A 26,434-nucleotide genomic window follows, 5' to 3' on the forward strand; every position below is an offset into this window, starting at 1 on the left:
ATTCACAGCACCCACAGGAGAACATCATCATGTCGGAAACCACGCGCATCTGGGACGCGTTCCTGACCGAGCGGGACAAGGCCGTATTCAAGGCGGCCGGCTACGGCAAGCGGGGCGGCTTCGGCAAACGCCCCGCCTTGTTCATCATCGACGTGCAGTACAACTTCTGCGGCGATACGCCGCAAGACATCCTGGAAGGCCTGAAGACGTATCGCACTCACTGCGGCGCCGAGGCATGGGATGCCGTCAAGCATATCGTTCCGCTGCTCGAGCTGGCGCGCGAGAAGAACCTGCCGGTGTTCTATACCGAGAGCGGCCGCCGCAACGACCTGCTCGACAGCGGCGTGCAAGTGGGCAAGAACCATCGCGGCACCGAAAAGACGGTGCTGGCCGATACCCATGCCACCCAGACTGTCGAAGAACTCGCGCCGCGTCCGCAGGACATACGCATCGTCAAGCAGAAGCCGTCGTGCTTTTTCGGCACGATCTTCATGAGCCATCTCAATTTCTTCGACGTCGATACGCTGATCCTGGTCGGCTGCACTTCGTCGGGCTGCCTGCGCGCGACCACGGTCGATGCCTATTCCTACAACTTCAAGGTCATCATTCCTGAAGAGGCGTCGTTCGATCGGTTCCAGTCCAGCCATGCCATGAGCCTGTTCGACCTGAACTGCAAATACGCCGACGTGATCCCCAGCGCAGAAGTGGCCGACTACCTGAAGGCCCTGCCGGTGCGCGGCGAGGGTTGAGCAGCGGGCAATGAGCGCCATTCCCATCACCTTGCTGACAGGTTTCCTGGGCAGCGGCAAGACCAGCCTTCTGCGGCGGCTGATCCACCAGCCCGGCTTTGCCGGATGCGCGGTGATCATCAACGAATTCGGCGAGGTCGGGCTGGACCAGGCACTGGTGGTGGACCAATCCGATGACCGGGATATCCAACTGCTGGATTCCGGCTGCCTGTGCTGCCTGGCCAGCAGCGCCATCCAGGATACGCTGGGTTCGCTGTACTACCGGCGCTTGCGCCGGGAGATCCCGTGGTTCGACCGCGTGCTGATCGAGACATCGGGGCTGGCCGAGCCCGGGCCCATCATCAACGCCGTCTACGGCGATGGGGCGCTCAGCCGGCAATACCAGTTCAGCAGCATTGTCAGCACCTTCGATGCGGGTTTCGGCCAGGCCGACGTCCAGGCCTATGCCGAGGCCAAGACCCAGTTGCTGATGTCGGACACGGTGGTGCTGACCAAGACCGACCTGCATCCGGGCGCGCAGCAGCTGGCCGCCTGGCTTGCCGCGCTGAACCCGGCCGCGCGCATACTGGATAACGGCCTGGCCGACGCCGAGCTCGCGCAGGTGCTGCTCGATCCCGCGGCGGACAGGCGGCCGCTTGCGCCATCGCCGGGCACGCGGCCACCGTCGGCATTGCACCACTTGCTGGCCTACGGCATACACAGCTTTGTGATCGAGGTGCCCGATCCGCTCGGATGGCCGGCCTGGGCCGCGTTCGTCAATGCGGTGCAGCGCACTTTCGCCGACCGCCTGCTGCGGCTCAAGGGCATCCTGACTTTTTCCGGCCAGGGAACGATGGCCGTGCACGCGGTCCACCACGTGTTTTCCACGCCGCAGCCGCTGCCCCATGCGCCGGCGCATCTCGTGGGCAAGCTCGTCTTCATCGTGCGCGATCTCGATCGCGCCGACGTCATGCAGGCGGTGCAGTACCTGGCGCAGCCTGGCCAGGATGACACCGCGTAGGTATTAACACTAGGGCTCAATCTGTTAACACTTATTGTGAATTAAGGTAGATTCCTGCCTGAAGCGCCGGATTTTGTTCGCATTTTTTGCGTAGCGGCCGATTATCTGCCAAATCTGTCAACATTGAAGGAACCATCATGACTCAAGCAACCCCCCAATCCCGGACGCGCCCCGCGCGTTTCACGACGCGCAGGCAGATCGCAATGGCGGCCGTGGCACTGACCGCGCTGGCGGCCTTGCCCACCCAGCGCGCCGTGGCCGCACCATCCGCCTGGCCCGATCGCCCGGTGACGCTGATCGTGCCCTTCGCCCCCGGCGGCCCTACCGATGTCACGGCGCGCGTGCTGGGCGAGGCGCTGGGCAAGGCATGGAAGCAGACCGTGGTGATCGAAAACCGCGCCGGTGCCGGCGGCACGATCGGTGCCGGTTTCGCGGCCAAGGCCGCGCCTGACGGCTACACGCTCTTGCTCGGTGTCACGGGCTCGCACGGGATCGCCGGCTCGCTGTATCCCAAGCTGTCCTACGATCCGAAAAACGATTTCGAGGCCGTCTCGAAAGTCGTGATCTATCCGAATGCCATCATCGCGAATCCGGACATTCCTGCGAACAACCTGCAGGAATTGATCGCGCTGGCCAAGAAAGATCCGAAGTTCCAGGTCTACGGCACCGATGGCAACGGCACGGCGTCGCACTTGACGATGGAACTCTTGCGCGAGCAAGGCAAGTTCCCGATGGAGGCCGTGCAGTACAAGGGCGCCAGTCCGCTGATCAACGACATCATCGCCGGGTTCGTTCCGGTCGGCATTACCGGTTTCCCGTCGGCCGAGGCGCATGTCAAGGCGGGCAAGCTCAAGCTCATCGCGCTGACTACCGACAAGGACTACAGCGGAAACGGCTATCCCACCATCGCCGGACAGGGCTTTCCGGGTTTCGCCGCCGCGCCGTGGTCGGGCATTTTCGTGCCCAAGGGCACGCCGGCGCCCATCGTGCAGAAAATCGCGGCCGATATCAAGACGGCCATGGGCGCGCCCGATGTCGTCGAGAAAATGAAGACCCTCGGCTTGACGCCGATGCCGGTCACGCTGGGCGATTTCGAGGCCGAACTCGACCGCGAACGCGCGTCCTGGGCCGAGGCCGTGAAGATCTCCGGCGCGACCGTGCAGTAGCAAGTCCATTACATCGCCATGTCATTCGATACTGAATTCGATGCCGTTATCGTGGGCGCCGGCGGGTGCGGCCTGGCGGCCGCGATCGCCATCCACGACCTGAACCCGCATGCCAGCATCGCCGTCCTGGACAAGGCCGATCGCGCCTGCGGCAACACCGTGCTGTCCAGCGGCTCGATTCCCGCCGCGGGCACTCGCTTCCAGAAAGAGGCCGGCGTGCACGACACGCCGCAGATGTTCCAGGAAGACCTGCTGACCATTGCCGGAGAGCATGAAGCCATGCATTTGACACGGGTGCTGACCGAGACCTCGGCCAGCTTGGTCGAATGGCTGGTCGATCATGCCCACGTCAGGCTCACGCTGGTGGACTCGTACAAGCATATCGGCCACCGGGTGCACCGGCTGCATTCGCCGCCGTCGCGCCGCGGGGCCGACCTGGTGGACGACCTGCTGCGCGAGTGCGAACGCCGCGACATCCCGGTGGCGTGGAGCAACGCCGTCACCGGGTTGGCATCCGACGCAGGCCGGCTCCAGGGCGTACTGTGCGCGACCCCCGACGGGCGGGTCACGCGCATCGGCGCGCGCCATGTGATCCTGGCCAGCAACGGCTACGCCGCCAACAAATCCTTGCTGCAGCGTTTCGTGCCGGAAGTCGCCGCCGCGCCGTATGGCGGGGGCACCGGTAGCGAAGGCGAGGCCATCGTGTGGGGCGAATCGCTCGGCGCGGCGCTGGCCAACATGAAGGCGTACCAGGGCCACGCGAGCCTGGCCGATCCGCACGGTTCGCTGGTGACATGGACGGTGATAGAGAAGGGCGGCATCATCGTCGACCGCTCGGGGCAGCGCTTTGGCGACGAAAGCATGGGCTACTCGGCTTTTGCCGCCCTGGAGTTGCAGCGCGGCGGGCCGTTCTGGGTAATTGCCGATACCCAGGTGCGCGACATCACGGCGGCCGGGCAGGAAGAATACGCCGAACTGGTCGCGCACGGCGGCGTGCTCGCCGAGGCCTTGCCGCAACTCTGCGCACGCACGGGCATCGACGCGGCGGGCCTGGAAGCCACGCTGGAGGCTGTGCGCAAACATGCCCGCGGCGATAGCCAGGACACCTTCGGGCGCACGCACTGGGGTTTGGGCGCACTGGGCCCGCAGTTGACCGCCACGCGCATCAGCCCGGCAATTTTCCACACCCAGGGTGGCCTGTGCGTGGATGCCGATGGCCGCGTGCTGACCGCGCAGGGCACGGCGATCGCGGGCCTGTGGGCCGGAGGCGGAGCTGCCTGCGGCATCAGCGGCAACCAGGGCAGCCTTGGCTACATGTCGGGCAATGGCCTGCTGTCGGCATTGGGATTGGGTTACCGCATCGGCCAGGCAATCGCGGCCGAGCTTACCGAGGTCGAATCATGACGCCATTTTTCGAAGGCACGCTCATGGCGTGTTCCACACCCACGCGGGCGCTGGCCGATTGGTGCGGCGCCCTGGCTGCCACGCGGCCGCCGGAACCCGTCTTGCGCGAAAGCGCGCGGCATGTGCTGGATGCGCTCGCCGCCTGCGCGGCAGGGATGCGCCAGCCGCTGGTACGGGCTGGCCTCGAACTCGAGCGCAGCATCAACGCGCAGCCGGGCGATGTGCCGCTATTCGGCGGCCCCGGGCGTTGGACGGTCCTGGAGGCCGCGGGATTGATGGCGGTGGCCTGCCATGCCCTGGAAATGGACGATGGCAACCGCGAAGGGTCCATCCACCCGGCCACCACCGTGGTGCCGGCCACGCTTGCGCTGGCGTGGCAGCGCGATGCCGATTATCTGGAGTTCCTGGCGGCGGTGGTGGCTGGCTATGAAGTGGCGGTCAGTATTGCCGAGGCCCTGCACCCGCATGCCAGCCAGCGCGGGTTCCAGACGACCCCCGTCGCCGGCGTGGTGGGAACCGCGGCCGCCTGCGCGACGCTGCTCGGCCTGGACAGCGCAGGCATCGAAAGCGCGATGGGCATTGCCGCCAGCGCGTCCGGGGGCTTGTTCGCCTATCTGGCCGGAGGCGGCAACGTCAAGAAATTCCATCCGGGCCACGCGGCGCGCGAAGGGTTGCGCGCCGCGCTGATGGCCCGGCAGGGCGCGGCCCAGGGGCCGGCGGGTGTCATCGAAGGCCGTGCGGGTATTCTGCAGGCCTTCGCCGGCATCCAGGATTGGGACGGCAGCCGCGCGCGCGAACGCGCCTTGCCGGCGGTGGCCCGATCGTATCTGAAGCCCTATCCGTGCTGCCGCCATATTCATCCGGCAATCGACGCCGTCATCGCGCTCAAGCAACGATCGGCCTGGCAGCCTGGCGACATCGCGGCAATCGAGGTCGAGACCTACGGCGCCGCGATGCCTCATGCCCGCCTGCCCTGGCACACGCTCGAGATCGCCCAGCTTTCCTTCCCATGGGTGATGGCGCTGGCCTGCCTGGATGGCGAAGTCGTTCTGGCAGGGTTCTCGGATGCCGCGCGCGCGCGGCCGGACATCAATGCCCTGGCCGCGTGCGTCAGCGTGGCACAGACGCAAGAATGCGACCGCCTGTATCCGGCATATGGGCCGGCGCGCGTCACGCTGCGCCTGCGATCGGGCGACGAATTGTCGGAATGGGTATCCGATCCGCTGGGCTCGGCCGATCTTCCGCTGTCCGATGCCGCGCTGGATAGCAAGGCAGACGAGGCATTCAGCCTGGTGTTTCCCGCCGGGCGGCCGCAGGCCCTGATCCAGTCGCTGCGTCGCCTGGACGCATGGCCGCTGCGCGAACTGTATTGATTGCCGTGCCCGTACCCACGCGACGGAACGCCGGGTGGCGTTCCGGACAACCAATGTGTCACTCGAGAACGCTATGAGAAAAAATTTCCTGACCACCCTGCGCCATGCGGCCACAGTCAGCATCATGGCCGTCGGCTCCCTGGCCGCCGGCCCGGCCGCGGCGGCCGAGGCATGGCCTGCCCGGCCCATACGCATGATCGTGCCGTTCGCGCCCGGAGGCGCTACCGATACGCTGGGCAGGCTGGTGGCCCATGAGCTTGCGGGCGTACTCAAGCAGAGCGTGGTGGTCGAGAACAAGCCGGGAGCCGGCGGCAATATCGGCTCGAACCTGGTGGCGAAGGCGGTGCCCGATGGATATACCCTGCTGTTTGGCGCCGCGGGCAATATCAGCATCAATCCGTCGCTGTTCAATAACATGCCGTACGATGCCGAAAAAGACCTCGTGCCGGCGGGCCTGGTAAGCCAGTCGATGAACGTGCTGGTGGTGCCGGCCGCGCTGCCTGTCAACTCGGTGACCGACCTGGTCGAGTATGCCAGCCAGCACCCTGACGCCACCAACTACGGATCGTCCGGCAACGGCGGCACGACTCACCTGGCGGGTGAACTGTTCAATTCGATGGCGGGTACGCACATCACGCACGTGCCCTATCAGGGCAGCGGGCCGGCCATGATCGACCTGCTGGCCGGCAGGTTGCAACTGATGTTCGACAACCTGCCTTCGGCAATGCCGCATATCCAGCGCGGCGAGCTCAAGGCACTGGGCGTGACCAGCGACATCCGCAGCCCCCAATTGCCCGATGTGCCGACCATTGCGCAAACCGGCCTGCCGGGGTTCGAGGCCACCACCTGGTTCGGCGTGTTCGCACCGGCCGGCACACCCGACGCCGTGCTGGAGCGCCTGAATGGCGCCATCAACCAGGTCATGCAGACTGCTCCGGTGCAAGAAAAGCTGGACTTGATGGCCGCGTATTTCACGCCCACCACGCGCGCGCAATTCCAGGCGCTTATCCGCAGCGATACCGAAAAGTGGGCCCGCGTGATCAAAGAGGCGGACATCAAGCTGAACTAGCGCCTGGCCTGGCCAGGCGCCTTGCGCGCGCCGCGGGGGTTCAGCGGGCGCGTGCCAATTCCGTCAGCCATTGGCCGGTTTCCTGGTCCAACGCCGCCTGCCACGCGGCAGGCTCGATGGCCATGGGCAGCTGCGGCAGCGTATCGGCCGCCAGGTCGGCAAGCTTGTCGCCGAACTGTTCGCGCGTGACGGGGTTGTCGGGGCTGCCCACCGCACTCAGGCATTCGGCCCGTAATACCTGCCCGTCATCGCATTCGATTTCCACCCAGGCAGGCCTGTCGTGGGGCGCTTGCATCGGGTCGTCGGCCAGCCGCATGCGCACTTTCTCGCGCAGCGCGGCAATGTCCGGATCCGACAGGCTGCATTGGCTGAAGGCGCGCGCGCCGCCCGTGCCTCGCGCCAGCGCCGCCGCCATCATGTGCGGCATGGAAAAACGTGCTCCCAGGGTCGTTTGCGGGTGCACGGTATTCAGCGTCAGGGCCAGCGGGTGCGTTGCAAGACGGATCGCGCGGATCCTCGCCACCGGGATGGCCTGCGTGGCCTGGAGTTCCAGGCAGGCCTGCACCGCCGAGTGGCCATGCTGGCAGCACGAGAACAGTTTCTGGTAGCCATACGACAGCGACCAGCGGGTGCCCAGTTCGCGGGTGATTTCCCCGTCGCGCAGGGTTGCCTTGACGATGCCGGTGCAGACGTCTTCCATGCTCTCGGCGCTGCCGCCGAATCCGCATTCGGCCCAATCGGCGCACTGTATGCCATTGACCGCGCCGGCTGCCGCCCAGCCGTTGCGTATCAATATGCCCGACATCAGGTGGGATCGCGGCCCCATGCTGGCGGTCGTGATGGCACCGGATACGGCGCGCAATAGCGTGGCGGCATCGTGCCCGCGCAACAGCGATACTGCCGCGGCGGCGCCGACGGCGCTCCATAGCGCGTGGCCGTGCACGGGCGGGGGCATCGCATGAAAACTCATGGCGCAGCGCGTCACCAGTTCGTAGGCCCCGGTAAGCGCCCTGAGTACCTGGCGCAGGCTGGCGCGCGTCGCCGTGGCTTCGGCCAGCAGCGCGGGCAGGGTATAGATGCCGGCATGGCAGATAGCCAGCCGGAATCCTTCGTCGAGCTCGCACCAGTTGCCGGCCAGCGCATTCCAGGACGCGGCTTCCATGCGCCCGGCCCGCGGCAGCGCCGGGCTGATCAGTATCGACTCTTGCGCGCCGGCACGCGCCGTCAGCATCCGGGCGTAGCGCTCGAGCTCGGGCTCGCGCGCGCCGGCCGCCATGGCCGACAGGTCGTCGCAAAGTACGTCCATCGCACGCTGGCGGATGGGGGCCGGCACGGCATCCCAGGTAAGCGATGACGCGAACTGGCAGACTTCCGCCAATCCGGAGGCGAAGCTCGAAGGCATGGAGTGTTCCAAAAAGGGGTCAGTGGGCAAGCGTGCTGAGCTGGCTGGCCACGTGGTTGGCCGCGCGTTCGATGTGCGAGCGCATCAGTGATTCGGCCAGCCTGGCGTCCCGGCTGCGGATGGCGCGCACGATCTGCCAGTGCTCGTCGTAGGCGTCGTCCTTGCGCTCGAGTACCGAGCCCGAATGCCGCCGGTAGATGCGCAGCAGGTGATAAAGGTCTTCGCACAAGGCTGCGATGATGCGCTTGTTGCCGCTGGCCTTGACGATGCGCTCGTGCAGGTCGAAACGGCGTTCGCTGCCGCCGGGCGCGTGGCCGTGGCGTGTCCAGCTTTCGTAATGCGCGTCCATGTCGCGCAGCAACTGCTCGATCGCGTCATCGCTCATGCGCTGCGTTGCCAGGAAACAGGCCACGCCTTCCAGGCCCATGCGTATCTGGAACAATTCCAGCGCCGACTCGGCTGTCATGCTGACCACGCGTGCCTTCATGTAGGGCTCGCGCGTCACGATCTGGATGCCTTGCAGGCGGCGCACGGCTTCGCGGACTGGCCCCCGGCTGACGCCGAATTCGCGAGCCAGCTCGACTTCGTTGATGACGCTGCCGGGAACCAGGCCGCCTGCGTAAATGCCGTCCAGCATGCGCCGGTAGACCACATCGGTGAGGGGGGCGTCGATGCCGTCTTTATCGATGGCGGTAATGGACTTTTCGGTCATCCCGAAACAGTAGAAGGATCACCGAAAAGTGTCAACTCTTTTGCTGGGTTTAGCCCCCGAACAGGGGTTTGGCCGCTAAAAGTGTCAATCTTAGAGCTTGCCTTCAAATAATGTATACCGTATTCAGGATCTAGTATATTGGGTACCGTACACAGTGGAATGCCGGACCATGAACGATTTCCTGGAAAAAATTCAACGCATCGACCTGCTCGGCGAGCGGGTCTACCGCCAACTGCGGTCCTATCTCTGGTCGGGCAATGTGCGATGGGGCGAGACCTTGCGCGAAAGCATCCTGGCTGCGCGCCTGGGCGTGTCGCGCACGCCAGTCCGGGAAGCACTCACCCGCCTGGCCGGCGAGGGCTTCCTGGAAAACCGGGGGCGCAGTTTTGCCGTGCCCTTGCTCACTGAAGAGGACATCGAAGAGATCTATCACCTGCGCGTCCTGCTCGAAACGGACGCCGTGCGCATGGCGGCGGCCGCGGTCGAGCAGCAACCCTCGCGCATCAAGCGTGTGCAGGAAGCGACCGAACACGCCAAGCGGGCCGTGCGAGACGGCGACGACGAAGGTTTCATTTCCGCCAACTACGATTTCCGCGCCGCCTGGCTGGCCCTGGTGCAGAACCGGCGGCTGGTCGCCGCGGTGGAGCTCTACGCCGGTCTGGTACGTTCGCTGCAGATTCTCAGCCTGGGCGACCGCAAGCGGCAGATCGTCGTGCTGGAGTCGATGGAAAAGATCTGCCAGGACATGAAGTCCGGCGACGCGGAAAAAGCATCCCAGACCATGCTGCATTACCTGGCTATCGCCAGGATGGCCATGCTGCAAAGCCTGCCGGCTGCCCTCGAGAACCAGGTTTCTTAGGCGAAATTCCCTTTCGCAGGAGATCGAACAATGCACCCCGTACTCAAAAAAATAGTGGTCCTTCTGGGCACGGCGCTATTGGCCTTCGGAGGTGCTGCGCAGGCCTATCCGGACAGGCCCATCCGCCTCGTCCAGCAGTTCGCGCCCGGCGGCGGCAGCGATTCCGTGGCCCGTCCGCTCGCCCCCGTGCTGGAAAAGATCCTCGGCCAGACCATCATCGTCGAGAACAAGCCAGGCGCCAATGGTGTCGTCGCCAACCAGGCCGTCGCCAATGCGGCGCCCGACGGCTATACCCTGCTTTTCGCGGCAGCCGGCCCCATGGTCGCCGCGCCGCACCTCTATGACTTGCGCATCGATCCCCAGCAGGCCTTCGTGCCTGTAGCATTGGTGGTCAAGACACCCTACGCTATCCTGGCCCATCGCTCGACCCAGGTTTCGTCGCTGAAGGAATTGCTGGACTTGGCCCGCGAGAAGCCCGGCACCATTACCTACGGAACCTCGGGCGTCGCGGGGGCGCCGCACCTGGCGGGCGAAATGCTCAGTGCCGCCACCGGCATCAAGTTCCTGCCGGTCGCCTACAAGGGGATGGGGCCGGCCATGAACGCCGTGCTGGGCGGAGAAGTGGACTTCGCCTTTGCCGACATCGCCTATGCCGCGCCGCATATCGAGTCCGACCGCGTCAAGATCCTGGCCGTCACCGGCGACAAGCGCTCGGCCGCGCTGCCAGACGTGCCCACGGTCAAGGAGCTGGGCATTGCTGACTATGCGTCGGGCACCTGGTACGGCATTTTCGCTGCCAAGGGCACGCCCCAGGATGTCATCGATAAGGTGAACGCAGCCGTGAATCAGGCGCTGGCCGGCGATCTGAGCGATCGTTTCGTCAAGCAGGGCATGGACCCGGCATCCGACATGAACGCCCGGCAGTTCGCCGAGTTCGTGAAGACCGATTACGAGCGCCTGCGCGACGTCATCAAGCAGGCCAATATCAAGATCGCGCCGTAATTCGGCAAAGATGCCCGACGGGGCTGCCGGATGCATGGCATCCGGACATGCCCGCCGCCTGGCCACTGCGGATTTTTCGTGGCATTGCCATAGCGAGGAACCATGAAGGCCGAGGCGTTTGATTACCAAGCCGACATCGTCGTGGTGGGGGGCGGGGCATGCGGCCTGATGGCGGCATACCGGGCCGGTCGCCAGGGCCTGGATGTGATCCTGCTGGAAAAGGACTCCCGCCATGGCTGCAACGCCGAGATCGCCAGCGGCTCGGTCCCGGCCGCGCCCACCGGGCACCAGCACCGCGCGGGCGTGTCGGACTCGGTCGAACAAATGATCGGCGACATCCTGCGCAAGAGCGGCAACCAGGCCGACCCTGATATCGTGCGTGCCCTCTGCGAACGCTCGGCGGAACTGATCCGGGTGTTCGAAGAAGAACTGGGCGTGGCCATGGAGCTCAACACGGACACGGGCCGCTATGGATTTTCGGCGCTGAGGCTGCACAACGGCCCCGGCCGCACGGGGGCGCCGCTTATCCAGGCGCTCAGGAGCGCCCTCGGCCAAATGGATAACGTGACCTATGCCGACCGCACGCCCGGCGCCGGGCTTATCGTCGACGACGCTGGCGCGGTGGTCGGCGTGCTGGCGGGTGCCGACGCCGGACAGCGCCTGGGCGCCAGGCGCGCGATCCTGGCGTGCGACGGCTTCGGGTCGAATCAAGAGATGATCGCGCGCTACATCCCCGACATGCGTGGCGTGGATTCGATCGGCGTGCAGGGCAACACTGGCGACGCCATCCGCTGGGGCATGGACCTGGGCGCGGCCGTCGCCCACATGAGCGGCTACCAGGCGCATGGCCTGGTGTGCGCCGGCTATGGCACGCGCCTGGTGCCGGAAATCCCCCAGCTGGGGGCCGTGATCATGAACCGCCAGGGCGAACGCTTTGCCCGCGAAGACCAAGGCTATTCCGAATTCGCCCGCGTGGTGCTGGCGCAGCCTGGCCAGACCGCGGTGGCGATCTTCGACCAGCGCATGGTCGATGTCGTGGCACGGCTGGACCATTGGAAGGACACCGTGTCCTCCGGCGCCATCAAGTCGGCACCTACATTGGAAGAATTGGCCGCCCTGTTCAAGCTGCCCCGGTCTTCCGTAGCGCACAGTTTTGCCCAGTGCCGCGGGGACTTGCCCGATCCCTTCGGGCGCGCCCGGCTGCCCGTGCCTGCCGTAGGCCCGTTCCATGGCGCCGTCATCACCGGCGCCATGGTGCATACCCAGGGCGGCCTGGTGGTGGATATTCACGCGCGCGTGCGGCGCCCCGACGGCTCGGTGATCCCGAACCTCTATGCCGGAGGCGGCTCGGCGGCAGGCCTGTCGGGCGATCGTCCCGAGGGGTACCTGTCCGGCAACGGCTTGCTCAGCGCCTACGGCCTGGGACTCATCGCGGGCGATCATGCTGCCGCCTCGCTGCTCGCTGCTTAACGTTGGAGCCTCGCATGTCATCACTCCGCACCGCATCGCCGCACACCGACCAGGACCGCCTGGCCTGCGAGCAGGGACTGCAGCGACTGTTTTCCTGGGCCGTCGCCGTGCGGCCGGACGAGATCCCGGCCGACGCCAGGCGGCGGGCCAGGCAAATCCTCTTCGACGACATCTCCGCCATGGCCGGCGCCTGGCACGAGCCGGAATTCCAGCGCCTGTATCCCGTGCTGATGCAGTCGAGCCGCGGCAGCGTATCCACCGTGTTCTGCCAGCCCGGTACGAAGGCCGATCCAGAGACGGCGGCCGTGGTGAACGCCGTTTCCGCCAACTGGCTGGAGCTGGACGAAGGCTACCGCACCACGCCATGCCATGCCGGCCTGTACGTATTGCCGGCCCTGCTGGCCAGCGCCGAAGCGGATGGCACGTCGATGGACACGATGATCGCGACGCTGGCGGTCGCCTATGAGCTCATCACGCGGGTGGCACAGGCCTTCCCGCAGCAGCCCGCCGTGATGCAATCGCATGGCCGTTTCGCCGCCCTGGGCGCGGCGATGGCCGTGTCCCTGCACCGCCGCCTGACGGCATCGCAGTTGATGGACGCGGCGAGCGCCGCCGTCACATTGATCACGCCCGCGCCGCGCAATCACCTGGCCCTTGGGGCCCTGGTGCGCAACGTGTGGGCGGCGGCAGGCGCGCGCTCGGGCATGAACGTGGTCGATTGGGCGGCCGCCGGCATCGCCGGCTCGCCTGGCGGCATTTACGATGTCTACTGCACCGTGCTGCGCGGCGGCTTCCGGCCCGAGGCCCTGACGGAGGGCCTGGGCGAGTCCTGGGCAGTGACGCGGGGCTATACCAAGATGTACGCCTGCTGCCAGCACCTGCACGCTGCTGTCGAGGCGGCCCTGGATATCCGCGTGATGGTATGGGAAAAGGGCGTGGACAACGTGGCCGGTATCCATGTGCTGACCCACGAGCTGGCCCTGCCGTTGCAAAACGCCCGGCCGCACAACACGCTGTCGGCCAAGTTCTCGATGGCGCATGCCATCGCGGCGGCGTTGCTCGCCGGGCAGGGGGGAGCCACTGCCTTCCACAGCGGCACGGTCGCCGACTCGGCCATGCAGGCATTGCGCGAGCGCGTGACCATGGCGCCCTGGCCGGAACCCATTCCACCCGCGCCCAACGATCGTCCGGCGCGGGTGGAAATCCGGTTCACGGACGGCTCGTCGCTGGCCGGCGAATGCCTGTCGGCCCGTGGCGGCGCTGACCGGCCCTTCGCACCCGACGAGCTCATGGACAAGATACGGCAATTGACGAGCGAAACTTTCCCGGGGCTGGCCGAAGTGGCCGCACGGGTGATCGAGGGACACAGCCCGCTTTTGGGCCGCCCCTGGCCGGAGACGGTGCGGGCCATGCAGGCGCGGGCACTCACGGAGGCATCATGAAAATACTGTTCCAAAGCCTGATCGAAATGGGTCGCACGCCGGCCTATTTCTCTGGCATGCAGGCCCGCGCCGCGGCTATCTCGCGCCCCGGCGTCGAGGTGGACTTCGTGGGCATGCCTGCCGGGATCTACGGCAGCAACGCGCCTTCGGAGGTGCTCAAGTATCCCTACATGGCCGCCATGACCGAGCAATTCATCCTGGACAACGCGCTGCGCGCCGAGGCCGAGGGCTACGACGTGTTCGCCATCGGTTCCGTCCAGGATCCAGGGCTGGAGCAGGCTCGCGCCCTGGTGGACATTCCCGTGGTGGGCTATGGCGAGTCGGCGATGCATTTCGCCTGCTGCCTGTCGACCCGTTTCGCGGTGCTGGTTTTCGAGAAGGGTTTCGACCAGATGATGGATTTGCGCATCCAGCGCCTGGGGCTGGCCTCGCGCGCGCTGCCCACGGTCGTGGTGGATGCCGACTTCGAGCAGGTCAGCCGCGGGCTGACGGAAGGCGAGAAGATCGTGAGCGCCTTCACGCGGGCGGCGCGCCGGGCCATCGAAGACGGGGCCGAAGCCATCATCCCGGGCCAGCTGTATCTAAGCGAAGCCATCGTACGCGCGGGCCTGACCCGCATCGACGAGGCGCCGATCATAGACGGCCTGAGCGCCAACCTGAAGATGGCCGAAGCGATGGCCGATCTTAAATCGCTGGGGATAGGCGTGACGCGGCGAGGTTACCAGCACGCGCGTCCCCCCTCGGGCGTCGTCGAGCACGCTCGCCGGTTCCAGAAGCGCGACGAGATCGCGGCGGATTTGTTGACCCAACTACCCAATATCGACTGACAAAAAAGGGGAATTCCACATGTTCATATTCAAGACCTTCTTGCGGCTGTTCGCGAGCCTGGCGCTGGTCGTCGGCACCGCGGCCCATGCTGCCTATCCCGAGAAACCGATCACGCTGATCGTGCCTTTTCCTTCCGGCGGTGGCACCGACGCCACCGCGCGCCTGATCGCGGGCGCCATCAGTCCCATCCTGGGCGTGAACACTGTGGTCGAGAACCGCGCCGGCGCGGCCGGATCGATCGGCGCCCAGGCGGTGGCCAATGCCAAGCCGGACGGCTACACGCTGTTCTTCACCACGACGGGTGCGCTGGTCATCAACCCCCACCTGTACAAGAACCTGCGCTACAGCACCGACGACTTCACGCCCATTGCGCCGGTGGGCGAGTCGGCCAATGTGCTGGTGGTGAATCCGGATGTGCCCGCCAAATCGGTGCAAGAACTGATAGCGCTCGCCAAGGCCAGCCCCGGCAAGTACACCTACGGATCGTCCGGCGTTGGCAGCTCCAGCCACCTGGCCGGCGTCATGCTGGAGTCGCTGACCGGTATCCAGCTGACCCACGTTCCCTACAAGGGATCCGCGCCGGCCGTGACCGACCTGATCGGCGGCCGGATCGACATGATGATCGACAATATTCCCAGCCACGTCGAATTCGCCAAGGCCGGGAAAGTGCGTCCGCTGGGGGTATCGGGCACCAAGGCGTCGCCCCTGTTCCCGGGCGTGCCCACCATCGCGCAGGCCGGCGTGCCGGGCTATGACGTGTCGATCTGGTACGGCATTCTGGGACCGGCCGGCATGCCCGACGACATCGTGCAGAAGATCGCCGCGGCGGTGCGCCAAGTGCTGGAAAACCCCGATCTGCGGGCCAAGCTCGTCGAGATCGGGTCGGATCCCATGATCATGGCGCCCAAGGAGTTCGCCGCCTTCATCGGCCAGGAAAACGAAAAATGGGCCGGCATCGTCAAGCAGTCGGGCGCCACGCTGGACTAAGCAGAGATCCGTACTGACGCCCTCACGACCCAAGACGATATTCTGCAAGCTCGGGGCCGCTTTCTCACGCATATGAAGCGTGTTGGCGCATGTTCAAGTGACTCGAAGCCGGGAGAAAAGCTATTTCGACACTGGCTGGTCAATGGCGAGGAAGTCTTGAAAGCTCGCCGATGGAAAGACCTCTCCAACAGTTCATTGGGTCCGAAAAACAAACTATCATGGCGCTGATTTTCTACGGGAGTTCGCCTTGTCCGACATCGTTGACAACCGCCTCGCCAACGCATTTTTCGCCAATGCGAGAGTGTCGGAAGACCTGGCCGGCAACGGTCGGCGAGGGGATTCCAGCCTGTTGCCGAAGGCAATCTCTCGTCAGATTGATGCCGGTCGCCGCAAGCAGGGGGGGCTGTGGGTCGGGGGCAAAGCCGTACTGACGACCTCAACGCTCAGCTTTGCCCCGAACAGCATGAACCAGGCGCTGCATGCTGCCCCGGAAGATCTGGAGATCAGCGTATCGTTGGCGAACATCAGCAATGTTGCGGTTCATCGAGGCTTGATTACCGACGTCATCGAAATCCGAACCGACACCGGAATTGTGAAGATCAAATGCTTCAGGGCCAAGGCTTTCGCCGCAGCAATCGAAGCGACACGCATCGCGGCACGTTGATTGCACGGTGTGACAGGCGGCTATTGTGCCGCTGAGGGTGATTGCTCTGAAGCGTTGCCGACGTACGCGCCGCGTAGTGTCGTCCTCGCTATCCTCTTCAGCCTCAATATCTTCAGTCCCAATCCTGTGCGGGCTTGTCATAGACATGCACTTTGTATTTGAGCTGGAGCGCGTCGATAACCTTTTGAACGTGTGGCCCGGCGGTGCAGGATTTGACTTGGTGCGTCATTGACGAGAAGGTATCGATTGTCACCTTCTCGCCGTCGTCCATGACCCAAATCCATGAATCCCCTTGAAGCCCTGACCGTACCTGGGAAAAATGTTGTGCGATGAAGGCCACCAGCTCGGGATGGAAATCGGAATAGGTCCCCGGATAATCTAGCTCCGCGAAAATCATGCGAGTAAGCTCGTTTTCTTCCATGTCTTCATAATCCCGCCTCTGCGGCCTCTCGAGGCTGGCTCTACGTCTTTCCGATCAAGGAATAATGTGTGCAGAGCGCATTGCCCATTATGCATGGCGCTTTGCGCAATGCGTTATGCGCTCACATATGCGTCAGTTCTGGCCACGAACACAGGCGGCATTGTGCCTGGATGTTTGGGCCGGATGCGGTGACTACGAGGGAATTTTCAGCGACCCAATGAGACGGTTTCCGACAGGAAATTGGGGCTGGATTTGACGAGGAATACCGGACGATATTCCAGGCTTTGAAACATAACGAGTTCCCGTTACATCAGAAACTTGCTAAGTCATTGATTTATTTGGCGGAGCGGACGGGACTCGAACCCGCGACCCCCGGCGTGACAGGCCGGTATTCTAACCAACTGAACTACCGCTCCGCAGCGGCTTACTGCTTGCCAGAAAAACTGGCGTCCCCTAGGGGATTCGAACCCCTGTACTCACCGTGAAAGGGTGATGTCCTAGGCCTCTAGACGAAGGGGACTTGGACTTGCTGTACTGAATTTTTACTACGGCTTCGCTTTCGACTGGTGGAGGTAAGCGGGATCGAACCGCTGACCTCTTGCATGCCATGCAAGCGCTCTCCCAGCTGAGCTATACCCCCGTATCCCTGAAACACTGCCTGCATTTGCCGGTTTTTAGGCCGTTTTTTGCGGGTTTTGTTTAGTGCCGTTGGCGAAGAAACGAGATTATGCACGAGTTTTTTTTGGCGTGCAAGTTGGCTCGGAAAAAGCCGCTGACGCCTTGAAAACTAGGGGCGCGGCCTGCGCCGGCCCAGTGCCGCGGCCGCAACCAGGGCAAGTGCGACCAGTGCCAATACTGGCGTATCGCCGAAACGCGCATAGGGCGTCAGGCCCGCCATGCCTTGCACCGACACCGGCAGGATGCCTGCCTGGTGGGCCGGCAACTGCGCGGCGACGCGGCCGTGGGCGTCGATGGCGGCGGTGATGCCGGTATTGGTGGCGGCCAGCATCGGGCGGGCGGTCTCCAGGGTGCGCAGCCGGCCGATCTGCAGGTGCTGGCGCAGCGCCCAGGTGTCGCCGAACCAGCCCAGGTTGCTGACGTTGGCCAGGATGGTGGCGCCGGGTTCGCCGTTGGGGCCGGGCCGCAGCGCGGGCAGCAGCTCGATGCCGAACAGGTCTTCGTAGCAGATGTTGAACGCCACGTACTGGTCGCGGACGTGGAACGGCGCCTGGCGGCGTTCGCCGCGGTCGAAATCGCCCAGCGGGATGCTGAGCATGTCGACGAACCAGCGAAAGCCCGGCGGCACGTATTCGCCCCAGGGCACCAGGTGGTGCTTGTCGTAGCGCAGGCTGGTAGCGCCGCTGCGCAGTTGTTGCAGCGGTGTGGCGGCGTCAAAGCCGATGACGCTGTTGGTGTAGCGCGTGCGCCCGTCGGTACCCGCACTGCGCAGCGGCACGCCCATGGCGATGGTGGCCTGGTTGCGCGCGGCGACGGTGCGCCAGGCTTCCCAGACGCGCGGGTCGAGCTGGTCCTGGAAGACCGGCAGCACGGTTTCGGGCAGGATGATCAGATCGGCCGGAGGCGCCGGCAGGGTGCTCAGTTCCAGGTGCCTGCGCAGCCCCAGTTCCATCAGGGCAGGATCGAATTTCTGCGATTGTTCGACGTTGCCTTGCACCAGCCGCACCTGCAAGGGTTCACCGCTGGGCTGCGACCAGGCGATGCCGCGCAGCGGCCAGCCAATGGCGGCCAGCAGCAGGGCCAGCGCGCAGGCCAGCCCGCGCCTGGCGTCGGGCCGCCGGGCGTGGCCGCCGATGCGCACGGCATGCCACAGGCCGGCCAGCGCGGCCGCCGCGAACGCGGCCAGCAGGGCCATGCCGTGCACGCCCAGCACGGGTGCCCAGCCTGCCAGCGGGCTGTCGACGTGGGCATAGCCGATGTTCAGCCACGGGAAGCCGGTCAGCACGGTGGCGCGCAGCCATTCCAGCAGCGCCCAGGCCGCGGCCCAGGCCATGGCGGCCACCAGCAGGCGGCGCGCGGGCGCCAGGTCGGGGTCGCCCATGGCGGGGGGCCGGCACAACCAGCGCGCCAGCACGCAGGCGGCCGCCGGGAACAGTGCCAGGAAGGCCGACAGCGCCAGCACGCCGGCCACGGCCAGCGGCGCGGCCAGGCCGCCATAGCGGTGCAGGCTGATGAAGATCCAGTACAGGCCCAGTGAGTAGCTGGCGAAGTTGAACAGCCAGCCGCGCAGCAGCGCCCGACGCAGGCTGGGCGCTTGCAGGGTGGCGTGCGCGACGCAGGCCAGGGCCATGACTTGTACCAGCGCCAGGGCCCAGGCGGGCAGGGGGCCGGGGGCGAAGGTCAGGGCGTGGGCCGCGCCCGCGGCCACTAGGCCGAGGGCAGCCCAGCGCGAGGTGCGGCCGCGGCTCATGAACCGGACGAGGTCAGGTCGGAATCGGGCGTGGCCGGCGAAGGCGTGCGCTTGGCGCGCAGCCACAGCGCGCGGCGCGCATCGGCGCGAATCACTTCGATCAGCAAATGGCCGTGCGAGGCACTGTCGCCGCGCCGCGGGATGCGCCCCAGCTGGCCGCCCAGCCAGCCGCCCACGCTGTCGTATTCATCGTCGGGCAGGTCGGTGGCGAAGGTGTCGTTGAAGTGGCTGATCTCGGTGCTGGCCATCAGGCGCCACTGGTTGTCGCCTTCGGGAAAGATGCTTTGCTCTTCGTCGTCGTCGAATTCATCTTCGATGTCGCCGACGATCTGTTCCAGCACGTCTTCCATGGTTACCAGCCCGGATATGCCGCCATGCTCGTCGATGACGATAGCCAGGTGGTTATGGCTGGCGCGGAAGTCGCGCAGCAGCACGTTCAGGCGCTTGGCTTCGGGAATGAACACCGCCGGGCGGATCAGCGCGCGCAGTTCGATGCCGGGCTCGAGCATGCCGCGCAGCAGGTCTTTGGCCAGCAGGATGCCGATGATGTTGTCGCGGTCGTCTTCGTATACCGGAAAGCGCGAGTGCGCGGTCTCGATGATGAAGGCCAGTTGCTGGGGCAGGGGCTGTGCGACATCGAGCAGGTCCATGCGCGAGCGCGGCACCATGATGTCGGCGACGCTGCGTTCGGACATAGCCAGCGCGCCCTTGATCATGCCGTAGGATTCGACGTCGAGCAGGTTGCGGTCGTGGGCAGCGTCCAGGACGGCCTTGATGCCTTCGCGGTCCTCGGGTTCTCGCCGTACGAGGGCCAGGATGCGGTCTAGCAGGGATTTGGTGGCGGGTTTCTGGGCGCGCGCAGGGGTCGCGTCGTTGGCAGGGTAAGGGTCAGGCATCGTCCGGGCGGACAAGTTATGGAAAGCCCAGCATAACCGAATATCGGCTGCGAATTGTTACGGCTGGCCTTCCAGGCCCCTGTGCGAGAGGGGTCAGGCGTAGGGATCGGCGATGCGCATGCCGGCCAGGATGGCGGTTTCCAGGGCTTCCATGCGGCGCGCGTCGCGCGCCTTGATGTGGTCGTAGCCCAGCGCATGCAGCACGCCATGCACCGTCAGGTGGGCGGCGTGGTCGAGCAGCGCCTTGCCCTGTTCGCGGGCCTCGCGCGCCAGCACGGGCATGCAGATGACGATATCGCCGCGCGCCGTGCCCAGCGGGTCGGTGCCGTATTCGAAGGTCAGGACGTTGGTGGCGTAGTCGCGGGCACGATAGGAATGGTTCAGGCGCCGCCCTTCGGCCTGGCCCACCAGCCGCAGGCTGAGCTCGGCGCGCGCGCAATCGGCCAGGCCGTCGCGCGCGGCGCCGTCGAGCGCGCGGCGCGCCCAGCGGCGCAGCCGCCAGCGGGGCAGGCGCGGCTCGGCCACGCCGTATTGCACCGACAGCGACAGCTCAGGACTCATCTTCGGCGGCGGCCCGGTCGTAGGCATCGACGATGCGGGCCACCAGCGGGTGGCGCACCACGTCGCGGCTGGTGAAGCGCGTGGTGGCGATGCCCTGTACGTCTTCGAGCACGCCCACCGCATGCGCCAGGCCGCTTTGCTGGCCGCGCGGCAGGTCGACTTGCGAGGGGTCGCCGGTAATGACCGCCTTGCTGCCGAAGCCGATGCGGGTCAGGAACATTTTCATTTGTTCCGGCGTGGTGTTCTGGGCTTCGTCCAGGATCACGAAAGCGTGGTTCAGGGTACGCCCGCGCATGTAGGCCAGCGGCGCGATCTCGATGGTCTGCTTCTCGAACAGGCGCTGCACCTTGTCGAAGCCCATCAGGTCGTACAGGGCGTCGTACAGCGGTCGCAGGTAAGGGTCGACCTTCTGCGCCAGGTCGCCGGGCAGGAAGCCCAGGCGTTCGCCGGCCTCGACTGCGGGGCGCGTCAGCACCAGGCGCTGCACCGAATCGCGTTCCATGGCGTCGATGGCGCATGCCACCGCCAGCCAGGTCTTGCCGGTACCGGCTGGCCCGATACCGAAGGTGATGTCGTGCTTGAGGATGTTGGTCAGGTAATCGTGCTGGCGCGGCGTGCGTGGGCGCAGGTCGCTGCGCCGCGTGCGCAGCACGATGCCGTCTTCGCCGTTGCCCTCGGCCGCCGGCAAGGTGGCCGGATCGATGCCGCGCGGGTCGGCGGGGGCGGCGTCGATCCGGCCCACGCCCATTTCCACCAGGCCAAGCTGGATGTCGTCGACCGACAGGGCACGGTGCACGGCTTGCTCGTGAAAGCGCCGCAGGGCCCGGCCGGCCAGTTCGGAGCGTTCGCCTTCCAGCGTGACGCGGTTGCCCCGCCGCGCCAGGGTGACGCCCATGCCATCGGCCAATTGGCGCAGGTTTTCGTCCAGCGGGCCGCACAAGTTGGCCAGGTGGGTGTTGTCGCCTTCCAGGTTGATGATGGTGGGCATGGTACGGCGGGAACGGCTGCGGGATGCGGTCATGCGTTGCCTTGTGCTGGGCCGTCGACGTCCGCCACGCGGGCGCGCAGCGAATTGGGGTAGGCCTCGGTGATGGTCACGTCGACCATTTGCCCGATCAGCCGCGCCGGGGCGGGAAAGTTGACGATACGGTTGTTCTCGGTGCGGCCCATCAGTTCGTTGGGGTCGCGCCGCGACGGACCTTCGACCAGCAGGCGCTGGCGCGTGCCGACCATGGCCTGGGCGATGTCGGCGGCCTGCCGGTTGATCAGGGCCTGCAACTGCTGCAGGCGGCGCAGCTTGAGGTCTTGCGGCGTGTCGTCGGCCAGGTCGGCCGCCGGCGTGCCGGGGCGGCGCGAATAGACGAACGAGAATGACGTGTCGAAGCCCACGTCTTCGATCAGCTTCAGGGTTTTCTGGAAATCTTCTTCGGTTTCGCCGGGAAAGCCCACGATGAAATCGGACGACAGCGTCAGGCCAGGGCGCGCCGCGCGCAGGCGCCGCACCACCGACTTGAATTCCAGCGTGGTGTAGCCGCGCTTCATGGCGGCCAGCACGCGGTCGCTGCCAGCCTGCACCGGCAGGTGCAGGAATGACACCAGCTTGGGCAGGTTGGCGTAGGCGTCGACCATGCGCTGGGTCATTTCCTTGGGGTGCGACGTGGTGTACCGGATGCGCTCGATGCCCGGGATTTCGTGCACGTATTCGAGCAGCGTGGCGAAGTCGGCGATGTCGCCGGTATCGCCCAGGGGGCCGCGATAGGCGTTGACGTTCTGGCCCAGCAGGGTCACTTCCTTGACGCCCTGGTCGGCCAGGTCGGCCACTTCGACCAGCACGTCGTCGAACGGGCGCGAGACTTCTTCGCCGCGCGTGTAGGGCACCACACAGAAGCTGCAGTACTTGCTGCAGCCTTCCATGATGGACACGAACGCCGTGGCGCCGTCGACGCGCGGCGGGGGCATGGCATCGAATTTCTCGATCTCGGGAAAGCTGATGTCGACCTGCGAGGCACCCGAGGCGCGGCGCCGGCTGATGAGCTCGGGCAGGCGGTGCAGCGTTTGCGGGCCGAATACCACGTCGACGTAGGGCGCGCGCTTGACGATGGCCTCGCCTTCCTGGCTGGCCACACAGCCGCCCACCCCGATGACCAGGTTGGGGTTGAGCTTTTTCAGGTGCTGCACGCGGCCCAGGTCGGAGAAGACCTTTTCCTGGGCCTTCTCACGCACCGAACAGGTGTTGAACAGGATGACATCGGCGTCTTCAGGGTTGTCGGTCAGTTCCAGGCCTTGGTCGCCGCGCAGGACGTCGACCATTTTGTCCGAGTCATACTCGTTCATCTGGCAGCCGAACGTACGGATGTACAGCTTGCGGGTCGCTGCCGAGGTGGCTGCGGTGGCGGGCGCGGCGGCAGGGGCGCCGGCGCGCTTGATAGGGGTTTCTTGCATGGCGTGCGCCGTGACGGGTGTAGATCCCGGGGGCGAATAGGAGGGGAAAACGCCGATTTTAACGCGTGGATGCAAACAGAGTCTTGGTATGGACGCATTTGGCGTATACGATGTCAGCCGCGCGATCGTGCCCTGGCGCGGGCGCGGGATACATCGTCCCTTATTTCCTACGGCCCCATGACACTACACCGCGGTCTGCCTTCCAACCCCTTGCCCGTTACGCCGCTTGCCATGGCAGCCATTCCCCCCCGGCCGTTTCGCGGCGTGGTGCTGACCGCGTGCTTCGCCCTGGTGCTGCTGATGATGAGCCGCTGGGTCGACCTGCCCTTGACGCAGGCCATCGAGCGCTACATGCCCGACGGGGTCAACGAGGTCTTCGAGCAGATCGGCGACCTGGGCGACAGCGGAGGCTACATTTTCGCGGGCCTGCTGGTATACGTGTTGTCGTTGCAGGGCATGCAACGCGGCTGGACCTGCCCGGTGCGGGCCGGCTTTGAACGCCTGGCGCGCTACAGCATGTTGCTGCTGGCCACCATGAGCATCGGCGGCCTGATCACGCTGCTGCTGAAGAAACTGGTGTCGCGCGCGCGGCCCGAGGTCTTGCTCGAACAGGGCTGGCATGGCCTGGGCGTGCCCTTTGCCGGCGATCCGTACGATTCGTTCCCGTCCAGCCACACCCTGACCGCTTTCGCCGTGGCGGCCGTCCTGGGCCAGATCGCGCCGCGCTGGCGCTTGCCGCTGCTGCTGGTGGCCGCCGTGGTGGCCGTCAGCCGCGTGATCAACCGCGATCACTTCCTGTCCGATGTGACCGCCGCGGCCTTCATCGGGATCATGGTGGCGCACTATTTGGCGCCTTACATCCTGGGCGAGCATTACCGCTGGATGTTGCGGGCGCCCTGGCGGTGGAGGCGGGGCTCGTAAGGTCCGAGGCGCCGCGGCATTCGCGCCAACCCGCGCAGACGCCAGAAGAAAAACACATCACCGGGCAGCAGGCGAAGCCACAGCCGCCCCCTGAATATTGTGCCGCCGCAAAGCATCCGCCACGAACCCGCCCGCCTTCATATCCTCCACGAACGCATTTAGCACCCCCGCCGCCGCATCGCCACGGCCCTTGGGCACCCCCATGGCCTGGCGGATGGTCATGAAGCTGCCTGGCAGCATGCGCAGCCCGGGAATACGCCCCATGTCGGCTTCCAGTTGCTGCTTGACCCCGGCCGCCACGTCGGCGTTTTCGGCCAGGAAGGTGTCGACCACCGCCGGCGAGGTGGGTGCGCGCAGGATTTGCGCCTGCTTGAGTTCGCGGGTCAGGTACAGGTCGTAGGCACTGCCTTTGCCGACCATGACGCTGATGCCTGCGCGGTCGACGGCGTCGCGCTCGCGCAGGGGCGAGTCTGCGCGCACCAGGTAGGCGCCTTCGATCAGTACGTAGGCATCGGTGAACGAGATGCCGGCGCCGCGCAGCGGGTCGATGGCGAAGAAACCGATGTCGGCCTGCTCTGCCGTGACGGCATCGACCGATTTGCCGGCGCTGTCCCACACGACCAGTTCCAGTTCGACGCCCAGGCGCTCGGCGAACGCGCGGGCCAGGTCGATCGATACGCCCGCGGGTTCGCCGGAGGCCGGGTCGCGGCCGGCCAGGATGGGGTTGCCCAGGTTGATGGAGGCGCGCAGCCGGCCGGTGGGCGTGAAGGCTGCGATGATCTTGGGGTCGATGGTCATGCTTGTTCCTGGTGGGTCAGGCGCTGTAGCGGGCGGTCTGGCCCGCGCAGCACAGGTCGATGAGGGTAGGTTCAAGAGTATCGCCGAACCAGGCGTTCAGCGCTGCCCGGCGTTCGGCCATATAGACGGGTTGGCCGGCGGCATCGAGCTGCATGCACACGTCGTGCCCCGGCACCAGCAGCGTACCCGGCACGCGGCGCCACCACTGCCAGATCAGGTCCAGGCTGGCGCGGCTGACCTGGGCATCGTAGGTGTCGTTGGCGCTGCGGGACATCAGCTCGGCGCGGTTCTTGGCGGCATCGCCGGTGAACAGCACCGGCTGCTCGGTGGCGGTCACGTAGAACAGCAGGTGGCCGGGGGTGTGGCCCGGCGCGGCGATGGCGGTGAAGCCCGGCAGGAACTGCTGTCCATCGGCCAGGCGCCGCACGCGCGGCGACGCGGCCAGTTCGCGCACGTACAGTTCCGGCAGCGGGTTGAACCCCGGCGGCTGCGCTGCGGCCCAGGCCAGTTCGCGATCGCCGATCCATACCGTGGCATTGGGGAACAAAGTGAAATTCACCGCGTGGTCGTAGTGGGCATGCGTCAGCACCACATCGGTAATGTCTTCCGGCGCCACGCCCAGGTCGTGCAGTTGGCGGCCCAGCAGGTGCCGCACGCCGAACGCCCCGACATCGACCAGGATGTGGGCGCCGTCGCCACGCAGCAGGGTGGTGGTGCTCCAGCCCAGGCCGCCATGGCAGATGGCGCGGCCCGGATAGCCTTGTATCAGTACGTCGAGCTTCAGCATGGGTTTACTCCGGATGCACGTTGGCTTGCCGCAGCAGTTGGCGGTAGCGCTGCAGGTCGCTGCGCAGCAAGGCGGCAAAGGCTGCGGGGGTGCCGGCCACGATTTCGTTGCCGCCCTCGTCGGCCAGTTTACGCACCACGTCGGGCTGGCGCGCGGCCTTGACCACTTCCTGGTGCAGGCGCGCGATGATGTCCGCGGGCGTGCCGGCCGGGGCCAGCAAGCCCTGGAACTGCGTGACGTCGAACCCCTTGTAGCCCAGTTCGGCCAGCGTGGGTACGTCTGGCAGCGCGTTGCTGCGATGCGGGCCCGATACGGCGTAGGCGCGCAGCCTGCCGGCCGCGATGTGCGGCGTGGCCGTGACGATGGTGTCGAAGGTGAACGACAACTGCCCGCCCAGGATGTCTGCCAGTGCCTGGGCGTTGCCCTTGTAGGGCACGTGCGTCAGTTGGGTGCTTGTCATCATGGCCAGCAGCTCACCCGCCAGGTGGCCGCCGGCGCCGATGCCGGCCGATCCGTAGGTCAGCTCGCCGGGCTTGGCGCGTGCCATGGCGACCAGGTCGTCCATGCTGTGGATGGGCGATGCGCTCGGCACGACCAGGGCGTATTGGTAGCTGGCGATCTGGCTGATGGGTGCCAGGTCGGCCAGGGGATCGTAGGGCACCGACTTGTACAGCGACGGGTTGACCACCAGCGGACCGCTGGCGTCCAGCAACAGGGTATAGCCGTCGGGCGCGGCCTTGGCCACCAGGTCGGTGCCTATCATGCCGTTGGCGCCGGGCTTGTTTTCCACGACAACCGGCACGCCCATGCCCGCCGACATCTTCTGCGCGATGACGCGCGCCGTGATGTCGGCGGCGCCGCCGGCCACATAGGGCACCACCATGCGGATCGGCCGGTCGGGATAGGTGCCTGCCTGGGCGGACAGGCAGCCCGTGGCCAGCAGGCAGGCAAGGGCCAGGGTGTAGATGCGTTTCATGACGTTGTCTCCTGTTGTCGTGGGGCGGCGCTTTTCGGATGGCGCTTCTGGGGCAGAGGTTTTTTTCAAGCCGCCAT

Annotated in this window: 25 protein-coding genes and 3 tRNA genes; 14 read left to right on the top strand and 14 right to left on the bottom strand. The window is 66.0% G+C overall.

The annotated features are described in order from the left end of the window. The first annotated feature begins 29 nt into the window (after positions 1-29). From KW845_RS13920 to KW845_RS13945, 6 genes are all read left to right on the top strand, one after another. Positions 30-749: an isochorismatase family protein gene (locus KW845_RS13920; RefSeq protein WP_218369803.1), complete on the top strand. Its 720-nt coding sequence runs from the start codon at positions 30-32 to the stop codon at positions 747-749. A 10-nt stretch (positions 750-759) separates the two neighbouring features. Further along, positions 760-1,749 (top strand): GTP-binding protein, encoded by a 990-nt coding sequence (locus KW845_RS13925; RefSeq protein ID WP_218369804.1) that lies wholly within the window; start codon positions 760-762, stop codon positions 1,747-1,749. A 203-nt stretch (positions 1,750-1,952) separates the two neighbouring features. Further along, positions 1,953-2,915, top strand: coding sequence for a Bug family tripartite tricarboxylate transporter substrate binding protein (locus KW845_RS13930; RefSeq protein WP_370628226.1), 963 nt, complete (start codon positions 1,953-1,955; stop codon positions 2,913-2,915). 18 nt (positions 2,916-2,933) lie between these two features. Continuing rightward, positions 2,934-4,319, top strand: coding sequence for an FAD-binding protein (locus KW845_RS13935; protein ID WP_218369806.1), 1,386 nt, complete (start codon positions 2,934-2,936; stop codon positions 4,317-4,319). Further along, positions 4,316-5,692, top strand: a complete 1,377-nt coding sequence (locus KW845_RS13940; protein ID WP_218369807.1) for an MmgE/PrpD family protein — start codon at positions 4,316-4,318, stop codon at positions 5,690-5,692. Before KW845_RS13935 ends, KW845_RS13940 begins: the two co-directional genes overlap by 4 nt. A 73-nt stretch (positions 5,693-5,765) precedes the next feature. Continuing rightward, positions 5,766-6,761, top strand: a complete 996-nt coding sequence (locus KW845_RS13945; protein WP_218369808.1) for a tripartite tricarboxylate transporter substrate binding protein — start codon at positions 5,766-5,768, stop codon at positions 6,759-6,761. 40 nt (positions 6,762-6,801) lie between these two features. Here the strand turns inward: KW845_RS13945 and KW845_RS13950 are convergent, their stop codons facing one another. Both KW845_RS13950 and KW845_RS13955 read right to left on the bottom strand, forming a co-directional pair. Beyond that, entirely contained in the window at positions 6,802-8,163 is a 1,362-nt protein-coding gene (locus tag KW845_RS13950) for an MmgE/PrpD family protein (RefSeq protein WP_218369809.1), read from the bottom strand. Between the two features lie 19 nt (positions 8,164-8,182). Then, the gene (locus KW845_RS13955) at positions 8,183-8,875 is read right to left on the bottom strand and encodes a GntR family transcriptional regulator (RefSeq protein ID WP_218369810.1); all 693 of its coding nucleotides are present in this window, start codon (positions 8,873-8,875) and stop codon (positions 8,183-8,185) included. 169 nt (positions 8,876-9,044) lie between these two features. Here KW845_RS13955 and KW845_RS13960 point away from each other — a divergent pair, with 169 nt between their 5' ends. From KW845_RS13960 to KW845_RS13990, 7 genes are all read left to right on the top strand, one after another. After that, positions 9,045-9,734 (top strand): GntR family transcriptional regulator, encoded by a 690-nt coding sequence (locus KW845_RS13960; protein WP_218369811.1) that lies wholly within the window; start codon positions 9,045-9,047, stop codon positions 9,732-9,734. Positions 9,735-9,764: 30 nt separating this feature from the next. Next, positions 9,765-10,736, top strand: a complete 972-nt coding sequence (locus KW845_RS13965) for a tripartite tricarboxylate transporter substrate binding protein (RefSeq protein WP_218369812.1) — start codon at positions 9,765-9,767, stop codon at positions 10,734-10,736. Positions 10,737-10,838: 102 nt separating this feature from the next. After that, positions 10,839-12,206, top strand: a complete 1,368-nt coding sequence (locus tag KW845_RS13970; RefSeq protein ID WP_218369813.1) for an FAD-dependent oxidoreductase — start codon at positions 10,839-10,841, stop codon at positions 12,204-12,206. 14 nt (positions 12,207-12,220) lie between these two features. Beyond that, complete coding sequence (locus KW845_RS13975; RefSeq protein ID WP_218369814.1) at positions 12,221-13,648, top strand: MmgE/PrpD family protein; 1,428 nt, start codon at positions 12,221-12,223, stop codon at positions 13,646-13,648. Continuing rightward, positions 13,645-14,475, top strand: coding sequence for an aspartate/glutamate racemase family protein (locus tag KW845_RS13980; protein ID WP_218369815.1), 831 nt, complete (start codon positions 13,645-13,647; stop codon positions 14,473-14,475). The genes KW845_RS13975 and KW845_RS13980 overlap by 4 nt, the downstream gene beginning before the upstream one ends. A 19-nt stretch (positions 14,476-14,494) precedes the next feature. Further along, on the top strand, positions 14,495-15,463 hold the full coding sequence (locus KW845_RS13985; RefSeq protein WP_218369816.1) for a tripartite tricarboxylate transporter substrate binding protein: 969 nt from the start codon (positions 14,495-14,497) through the stop codon (positions 15,461-15,463). A 247-nt stretch (positions 15,464-15,710) separates the two neighbouring features. After that, positions 15,711-16,127 (top strand): hypothetical protein, encoded by a 417-nt coding sequence (locus KW845_RS13990; RefSeq protein ID WP_218369817.1) that lies wholly within the window; start codon positions 15,711-15,713, stop codon positions 16,125-16,127. A gap of 112 nt (positions 16,128-16,239) precedes the next feature. Here the strand turns inward: KW845_RS13990 and KW845_RS13995 are convergent, their stop codons facing one another. The 9 genes from KW845_RS13995 to miaB form a co-directional block, all read right to left on the bottom strand. Then, positions 16,240-16,548: a hypothetical protein gene (locus tag KW845_RS13995; RefSeq protein ID WP_218369818.1), complete on the bottom strand. Its 309-nt coding sequence runs from the start codon at positions 16,546-16,548 to the stop codon at positions 16,240-16,242. 339 nt (positions 16,549-16,887) lie between these two features. Next, positions 16,888-16,964: transfer RNA gene (locus tag KW845_RS14000), tRNA-Asp, on the bottom strand. 28 nt (positions 16,965-16,992) lie between these two features. Continuing rightward, a tRNA-Glu gene (locus tag KW845_RS14005) sits at positions 16,993-17,068 on the bottom strand. A gap of 44 nt (positions 17,069-17,112) precedes the next feature. Beyond that, positions 17,113-17,188: transfer RNA gene (locus KW845_RS14010), tRNA-Ala, on the bottom strand. Between the two features lie 147 nt (positions 17,189-17,335). Further along, entirely contained in the window at positions 17,336-18,976 is a 1,641-nt protein-coding gene (lnt, locus tag KW845_RS14015) for an apolipoprotein N-acyltransferase (RefSeq protein WP_218369819.1), read from the bottom strand. Beyond that, complete coding sequence (locus KW845_RS14020; RefSeq protein ID WP_218369820.1) at positions 18,973-19,872, bottom strand: HlyC/CorC family transporter; 900 nt, start codon at positions 19,870-19,872, stop codon at positions 18,973-18,975. The genes lnt and KW845_RS14020 overlap by 4 nt, the downstream gene beginning before the upstream one ends. Before the next feature lie 93 nt (positions 19,873-19,965). Next, a complete protein-coding gene (ybeY, locus tag KW845_RS14025) occupies positions 19,966-20,433 on the bottom strand; it encodes an rRNA maturation RNase YbeY (protein WP_218369821.1) in 468 nt (155 codons plus the stop codon). After that, positions 20,423-21,454 carry a PhoH family protein gene (locus tag KW845_RS14030; protein WP_218369822.1) on the bottom strand — a complete coding sequence of 344 codons (1,032 nt, stop codon included), beginning with the start codon at positions 21,452-21,454 and terminating at the stop codon, positions 20,423-20,425. The genes ybeY and KW845_RS14030 overlap by 11 nt, the downstream gene beginning before the upstream one ends. Beyond that, complete coding sequence (miaB, locus tag KW845_RS14035) at positions 21,451-22,875, bottom strand: tRNA (N6-isopentenyl adenosine(37)-C2)-methylthiotransferase MiaB (protein ID WP_218369823.1); 1,425 nt, start codon at positions 22,873-22,875, stop codon at positions 21,451-21,453. Before miaB ends, KW845_RS14030 begins: the two co-directional genes overlap by 4 nt. 231 nt (positions 22,876-23,106) lie before the next feature. Between miaB and KW845_RS14040 the strand changes: the two genes are divergently transcribed. Beyond that, complete coding sequence (locus tag KW845_RS14040) at positions 23,107-23,796, top strand: phosphatase PAP2 family protein (protein WP_255592599.1); 690 nt, start codon at positions 23,107-23,109, stop codon at positions 23,794-23,796. A gap of 57 nt (positions 23,797-23,853) precedes the next feature. On the opposite strand, the gene KW845_RS14045 is transcribed toward KW845_RS14040, so the two are convergent. Genes KW845_RS14045 through KW845_RS14055 form a run of 3 tightly spaced genes read right to left on the bottom strand, consistent with a single transcriptional unit; the run spans position 23,854 to position 26,357 of the window. Further along, entirely contained in the window at positions 23,854-24,594 is a 741-nt protein-coding gene (locus KW845_RS14045; RefSeq protein WP_218369825.1) for an ABC transporter substrate-binding protein, read from the bottom strand. A gap of 16 nt (positions 24,595-24,610) precedes the next feature. Beyond that, on the bottom strand, positions 24,611-25,381 hold the full coding sequence (locus KW845_RS14050; protein WP_218369826.1) for an MBL fold metallo-hydrolase: 771 nt from the start codon (positions 25,379-25,381) through the stop codon (positions 24,611-24,613). A 4-nt stretch (positions 25,382-25,385) separates the two neighbouring features. Beyond that, the gene (locus KW845_RS14055) at positions 25,386-26,357 is read right to left on the bottom strand and encodes a tripartite tricarboxylate transporter substrate binding protein (protein WP_218369827.1); all 972 of its coding nucleotides are present in this window, start codon (positions 26,355-26,357) and stop codon (positions 25,386-25,388) included. Positions 26,358-26,434 lie beyond the last annotated feature (77 nt).

The sequence above is a fragment of the Bordetella sp. BOR01 genome, assembly GCF_019218885.1.
Classification (GTDB): domain Bacteria; phylum Pseudomonadota; class Gammaproteobacteria; order Burkholderiales; family Burkholderiaceae_B; genus Bordetella_A.

What these genes read in the sequence shown, in the direction of transcription:
- KW845_RS13920 (WP_218369803.1), top strand. Translation starts at nt 30, where the DNA reads ATGTCGGAAACCACGCGCATCTGGGACGCGTTCCTGACCGAGCGGGAC.
- KW845_RS13925 (WP_218369804.1), top strand. Translation starts at nt 760, where the DNA reads ATGAGCGCCATTCCCATCACCTTGCTGACAGGTTTCCTGGGCAGCGGC.
- KW845_RS13930 (WP_370628226.1), top strand. Translation starts at nt 1,953, where the DNA reads ATGGCGGCCGTGGCACTGACCGCGCTGGCGGCCTTGCCCACCCAGCGC.
- KW845_RS13935 (WP_218369806.1), top strand. Translation starts at nt 2,934, where the DNA reads ATGTCATTCGATACTGAATTCGATGCCGTTATCGTGGGCGCCGGCGGG.
- KW845_RS13940 (WP_218369807.1), top strand. Translation starts at nt 4,316, where the DNA reads ATGACGCCATTTTTCGAAGGCACGCTCATGGCGTGTTCCACACCCACG.
- KW845_RS13945 (WP_218369808.1), top strand. Translation starts at nt 5,766, where the DNA reads ATGAGAAAAAATTTCCTGACCACCCTGCGCCATGCGGCCACAGTCAGC.
- KW845_RS13950 (WP_218369809.1), bottom strand. Translation starts at nt 8,163, where the DNA reads ATGCCTTCGAGCTTCGCCTCCGGATTGGCGGAAGTCTGCCAGTTCGCG.
- KW845_RS13955 (WP_218369810.1), bottom strand. Translation starts at nt 8,875, where the DNA reads ATGACCGAAAAGTCCATTACCGCCATCGATAAAGACGGCATCGACGCC.
- KW845_RS13960 (WP_218369811.1), top strand. Translation starts at nt 9,045, where the DNA reads ATGAACGATTTCCTGGAAAAAATTCAACGCATCGACCTGCTCGGCGAG.
- KW845_RS13965 (WP_218369812.1), top strand. Translation starts at nt 9,765, where the DNA reads ATGCACCCCGTACTCAAAAAAATAGTGGTCCTTCTGGGCACGGCGCTA.
- KW845_RS13970 (WP_218369813.1), top strand. Translation starts at nt 10,839, where the DNA reads ATGAAGGCCGAGGCGTTTGATTACCAAGCCGACATCGTCGTGGTGGGG.
- KW845_RS13975 (WP_218369814.1), top strand. Translation starts at nt 12,221, where the DNA reads ATGTCATCACTCCGCACCGCATCGCCGCACACCGACCAGGACCGCCTG.
- KW845_RS13980 (WP_218369815.1), top strand. Translation starts at nt 13,645, where the DNA reads ATGAAAATACTGTTCCAAAGCCTGATCGAAATGGGTCGCACGCCGGCC.
- KW845_RS13985 (WP_218369816.1), top strand. Translation starts at nt 14,495, where the DNA reads ATGTTCATATTCAAGACCTTCTTGCGGCTGTTCGCGAGCCTGGCGCTG.
- KW845_RS13995 (WP_218369818.1), bottom strand. Translation starts at nt 16,548, where the DNA reads ATGGAAGAAAACGAGCTTACTCGCATGATTTTCGCGGAGCTAGATTAT.
- lnt (WP_218369819.1), bottom strand. Translation starts at nt 18,976, where the DNA reads ATGAGCCGCGGCCGCACCTCGCGCTGGGCTGCCCTCGGCCTAGTGGCC.
- KW845_RS14020 (WP_218369820.1), bottom strand. Translation starts at nt 19,872, where the DNA reads ATGCCTGACCCTTACCCTGCCAACGACGCGACCCCTGCGCGCGCCCAG.
- ybeY (WP_218369821.1), bottom strand. Translation starts at nt 20,433, where the DNA reads ATGAGTCCTGAGCTGTCGCTGTCGGTGCAATACGGCGTGGCCGAGCCG.
- KW845_RS14030 (WP_218369822.1), bottom strand. Translation starts at nt 21,454, where the DNA reads ATGACCGCATCCCGCAGCCGTTCCCGCCGTACCATGCCCACCATCATC.
- miaB (WP_218369823.1), bottom strand. Translation starts at nt 22,875, where the DNA reads ATGCAAGAAACCCCTATCAAGCGCGCCGGCGCCCCTGCCGCCGCGCCC.
- KW845_RS14040 (WP_255592599.1), top strand. Translation starts at nt 23,107, where the DNA reads ATGGCAGCCATTCCCCCCCGGCCGTTTCGCGGCGTGGTGCTGACCGCG.
- KW845_RS14045 (WP_218369825.1), bottom strand. Translation starts at nt 24,594, where the DNA reads ATGACCATCGACCCCAAGATCATCGCAGCCTTCACGCCCACCGGCCGG.
- KW845_RS14050 (WP_218369826.1), bottom strand. Translation starts at nt 25,381, where the DNA reads ATGCTGAAGCTCGACGTACTGATACAAGGCTATCCGGGCCGCGCCATC.
- KW845_RS14055 (WP_218369827.1), bottom strand. Translation starts at nt 26,357, where the DNA reads ATGAAACGCATCTACACCCTGGCCCTTGCCTGCCTGCTGGCCACGGGC.